Source organism: Sulfitobacter sp. (genome assembly GCF_041552635.1).
Classification (GTDB): domain Bacteria; phylum Pseudomonadota; class Alphaproteobacteria; order Rhodobacterales; family Rhodobacteraceae; genus Sulfitobacter.
On the sequence record NZ_JBFEKM010000245.1, the window covers coordinates 1 to 4295 of the forward strand.

7 protein-coding genes are annotated in these 4295 nt (G+C 61.8%); 4 read left to right on the top strand and 3 right to left on the bottom strand.

What is annotated here, in order from left to right; genetic code table 11:
* The 3 genes from ABYT07_RS19295 to ABYT07_RS19305 form a co-directional block, all read left to right on the top strand.
* On the top strand, nt 1–654 hold a 654-nt coding region (locus ABYT07_RS19295; RefSeq protein ID WP_372993642.1), incomplete at its 5' end, for an ABC transporter ATP-binding protein.
* The gene (locus tag ABYT07_RS19300; RefSeq protein WP_372993643.1) at nt 651–1340 is read left to right on the top strand and encodes an ABC transporter ATP-binding protein; all 690 of its coding nucleotides are present in this window, start codon (nt 651–653) and stop codon (nt 1338–1340) included. The genes ABYT07_RS19295 and ABYT07_RS19300, both read left to right, overlap by 4 nt.
* A gap of 24 nt (nt 1341–1364) precedes the next feature.
* Complete coding sequence (locus ABYT07_RS19305) at nt 1365–1766, top strand: RidA family protein (protein WP_372993644.1); 402 nt, start codon at nt 1365–1367, stop codon at nt 1764–1766.
* Here ABYT07_RS19305 and ABYT07_RS19310 read toward each other — a convergent pair.
* Genes ABYT07_RS19310 through ABYT07_RS19320 form a run of 3 tightly spaced genes read right to left on the bottom strand, consistent with a single transcriptional unit; the run spans nt 1763 to nt 3767 of the window.
* Entirely contained in the window at nt 1763–2554 is a 792-nt protein-coding gene (locus ABYT07_RS19310; RefSeq protein WP_372993645.1) for an iron chelate uptake ABC transporter family permease subunit, read from the bottom strand. The two genes, ABYT07_RS19305 and ABYT07_RS19310, sit on opposite strands and share 4 nt — an antisense overlap.
* The gene (locus ABYT07_RS19315) at nt 2554–3288 is read right to left on the bottom strand and encodes a metal ABC transporter ATP-binding protein (RefSeq protein ID WP_372993646.1); all 735 of its coding nucleotides are present in this window, start codon (nt 3286–3288) and stop codon (nt 2554–2556) included. The genes ABYT07_RS19310 and ABYT07_RS19315 overlap by 1 nt, the downstream gene beginning before the upstream one ends.
* A complete protein-coding gene (locus ABYT07_RS19320; RefSeq protein ID WP_372993647.1) occupies nt 3285–3767 on the bottom strand; it encodes a transcriptional repressor in 483 nt (160 codons plus the stop codon). Before ABYT07_RS19320 ends, ABYT07_RS19315 begins: the two co-directional genes overlap by 4 nt.
* Before the next feature lie 86 nt (nt 3768–3853).
* Between ABYT07_RS19320 and ABYT07_RS19325 the strand changes: the two genes are divergently transcribed.
* The coding region (locus ABYT07_RS19325) for a metal ABC transporter solute-binding protein, Zn/Mn family (RefSeq protein ID WP_372993648.1) at nt 3854–4295 on the top strand (442 nt) is incomplete at its 3' end.

Sequence of the window (4295 nt, forward strand, 5' to 3'; positions counted from 1 at the left end):
GCGTTGATCGGCCCCAATGGCGCAGGTAAATCCACCTTGATCAAGCAGATCGCTGGCGGACTACGCTCAAACAGCGGGACGGTGGAATTTGATGGCCGTGATGTCACCCCTGTGGGAACCGTGGCGCGTGCGCGCGCCGGGTTGGGGCGGACGTTTCAGATATCGTCGCTGGCGATGGAATATACTGTGCTGCAAAACGCGGTGCTGGGGGCCTTGGGGCAAGATGGCAGCGTGATGCGGTTTTTCCGGCCGGTGATGAAGAACAAGGCATTGGTGGATCGCGCGATGTCTGCCCTTGTCCGCGTCGGGCTTGAGGGACAGGCCACCAAGCGCACCGCTGATCTGTCCCACGGCCAGCGCCGGTTGCTTGAGGTCGCCGTGGCACTGACCCTTGAACCCAAGGTATTTTTGATGGACGAACCGATGGCCGGGCTTGGCGCATCGGGATCAAAACGGCTGACAGGGTTCTTGGACAGCCTGCGGGTGCAGGCGCCGATTTTGTTGGTTGAACATGACATGGATGCGGTTTTTGCACTGGCCGACCGGATCAGCGTGCTGGTCTACGGGCGCGTTATTGCCACCGGCACCGCGGATGAAATCCGCCGTGACCCGACCGTCCGAGAGGCCTATCTGGGGGCGGAGGACGCGGCATGAGTTTTCTGAAACTGCAAGGGATCACGGCATCTTACGGGCCGACGCAGGCCTTGTTCGGCGTCGATCTGGAACTTGAGGCAGGCGAGGTTTGCGCGCTGATGGGGCGCAACGGGATGGGCAAGTCATCAACCATCAAGGTGATCTGTAGGATGTTAAAACATTCAGCAGGAACCGTGCAATTCGATGGCCGCGACATTGGGCCGTTGCCCAGCCACAAGGCCGCGCAAGCGGGGCTGGGGTTGGTGCCGGAGGGGCGGCGTTGTTTCGGGCCGCTGACGGTCTATGAAAACCTCATCGCGGCGGCGCGTCCCGGTCCTTGGGACTTTGAACGCGTCTGCGTCTTGTTCCCGCGTCTTGGCGAACGCTGTGACCAGATCGCGGCGTCTTTGTCGGGGGGGGAACAGCAAATGCTGGCGATTGGCCGCGCTTTGATGACAAACCCCACGCTGCTGCTGCTGGACGAGGCGACCGAAGGTCTTGCCCCGGTCGTGCGTCAGGAAATCTGGGCCGCCGTGGCCACGCTGAAACGCGATAGCGGGTTGTCCTTAATTGTCGTCGATAAATCGCTCGCCGAGCTGCGCCAAGTCGCAGATCGCGCGGTTATTCTGGAACGCGGCCGGTCAGTCTGGTCGGGCACGATGGCGTCCCTCGATCGGGGCGTCGCGGATCAATATCTTGGCGTCTAAGCGCCTGTCTGAAAAGGAAAACCCATGTCTCATCAAGTGATCCAACCCGAAGGATGGGCCCCGGCAAAGGGCTATGCCAATGGCGTGCTTAGCGCGGACGGGCATCTGTTTGTCGGCGGCCAGATCGGCTGGACGGCGGATCAGAAATTCGAGGCGCATGATTTCATCGGTCAGATGAAACAGGCGTTGCTGAATATCCGCACTGTGGTTGAGGCAGCAGGCGGTGCCCCCGAAGATATCATGCGCCTGACATGGTATGTGACAGACAAGGCCGAATATGTCGCCGCCCAAGGGGACGTAGGCCGCGCCTACCGCGAGGTCATGGGGCGGCATTTCCCCGCTATGGCAATGGTCGTCGTCGCTGGTTTGATCGAGGATGAAGCAAAGGTCGAGATTGAAGCAACTGCCGTGATTTCAAAGCCTTAGCGGCGCAGGGCAGGGGCCAGCCCCGCCGTCAGCGCAAAGATCACAGCCGCGACGCTTACGATGCTGGGCCCCGTTGGGGTGTCGAAGGCGAAGGAGGTTGCCAGCCCGCCGAGCGTTGAGGCCATGCCAATGCCCGCCGCCATCAGCGCCATCGTTTCAGGCGTGCGCGAAAACGGACGTGCGGCGGCGGCGGGGATGATCAGCATCGCCGCAATCAGCAGCGCGCCCACGACTTTCAACGCGACGGCCACCGTCACAGCAAGCGCTAGGGTCAGGATCAACTGCTCGCGGTGGGGGTTCACCCCGCTTGCGGTTGCCAAATCGGGGTTCAGTGTCGCCGACAACAACGCCTGCCAACGCCAGACCAGCAGGGCAATAGACACAGCCGCACCGGCCCAGATGATCGCCAGATCCCCCTTGGTTACCGCCAGAATTTCGCCAAATAAATACGCGCTCAGATCGACCCGCTGGTTGGGCAGCAGCGACACCGCCACCAAACCAATCGCCAGCGCCCCATGCGCCAATACCCCCAGCAGGGCGTCGGTGCTGACCGTGCGTCCGCTTAGCCCGCTGACAATCAACGCCATCGCCAAAGCGACCACCAAAACGCCGGCAAATATCGGCAGCTCCAGCGACAGCGCCAAGGCCACGCCCAGCAGCGCGGCATGGGACGTGGCATCACCGAAATACGCCATTCGTCGCCAGACCACAAAGCAGCCCAAAGGGGCCGCAGCCAGCGCCACGCCGACCCCCGCCAGCCCCGCCCGCATCACGAAATCATCCAGCATCAGTGGTCTCCATGGTCATGATCGTGGTCGTGGGAATGGGTATGCTCGTGGCGATACAGGGCCAATGCGCCCTGCGTGCCGGTGCCGAACAGCGCCCGGTATTCTGGTGCATCGGCGACAATCTCGGGGGTGCCTTCGCAGCAGACATGGCCGTTCAAGCACAGCACCCGATCCGACGCGGCCATGACCACATGCAGATCATGGCTGACCATGAGCACGGCACAGCCCATCTCGCGGCGCACGTCTTCGATTTGGCGATAGAACGCGGCAGCACCGGGTTGGTCCAGACCCTGCGTCGCCTCGTCGAGGATCAAAATATCAGGGGTGTTCAGCAAGGCCCGCGCCAGCAGCACCCGTTGGAATTGCCCCCCCGACAGGGATGACATTTGCTGTTCGGCCAAATCGGGAACGCCTGCTTTTTGCAGGGCGGTTTTCACGATGTCACGGGATTGACGGCGGGGCAGGTTCAGAAAGCCCTGAACGGTCAAGGGTAGGCTTGCGTCGATTTGCAGCTTTTGCGGCACATACCCGATCCGCAAGCCAGGGCTGCGGGTGATCGTACCCTTTGCAGGCTTTAGGGCACCAATCAACGCACGCAGCAGGCTGGATTTACCGGACCCGTTCGGCCCGACGATGGTGACGATTTCACCTTTTTTGATGGCGATATTCACGCCGTCCAAAACGGTTTGCCCCCCCAGCACCAGCCGAAGGTCATGGGTCGCAATCAGGCTCATGCGGCGTCCCCGCTCTGGCAGGCGGGGCACAGGCCTTGGGCTTCGACGACGGTATGTTCGATCTGGAAACCGGCAGCGCGGGCCGCTTCGCCAAGGCGGCCTTGGGTAAGCGCAGTGTCGCTTTCGGCGACGGAACGGCAGCTGCGACAAATCAGGAAGGCGGGGGTGTGATCCGCCCCCAAATGGGCGCAGGCGATATAAGCGTTCAATGCTTCTACCCGATGGGCGAAACCGGCTTTGACCAGAAAATCCAGCGCGCGGTAGGCGACGGGCGGCTGGGTGCCTAGCCCCTCGGCGGACAGATGGCCCAAGATATCATAGGCCCCAAGCGCGCGGTGTTCGGCCAGCAGCAATTCCAGCACCCGGCGGCGCACCGGTGTCAGGCGCAGGGCAGAGGCCGTGCAGCGTGCTTCGGCCTTGGCCATCGCGTCGCTGACGCAAGCGTGATGGTCATGGGATTCAAATCCAATGGTTGGCATTACTGGCCTCCGGTGATGATTGCCTCTTGATATGTTATAACATCCGGCATAACAAGCGTTACATTATAACAATCAGGATATCACCCATGCGTTGGCTTCTTTGTGCTTCAGCTGTTCTATTGTCTTCGGGGGCGTGGGCCGATGCCCCCCGGGTTGCGACCGATATTGCGCCGGTTCATGCGCTTGTCTCGATCGTGATGGACGGGGTCGGCAGCCCCGATCTGACGATCCCGCCGGGGGCCACGCCCCACAGCTATGCCATGCGCCCATCCGAGGCGCGCGCGCTTGCCGGGGCTGATCTGGTGGTCTGGGTCGGGCCTGCGCTGACACCGTGGCTGAATGAACCCATTGAAACGCTGGCCGGGGGGGCTGTCCATCTGACCTTGCAAGACAGTGCAGGGACTGAAGTGTTAGAGAACCGAAGCGGCGTTGCGTTTGAGGCGCATGAGCATGCTCATGATGCGCATGACATGGACGGGCATGATGACCACGCAGACCACGATGACCATGCAGACCACGCCGCCGATA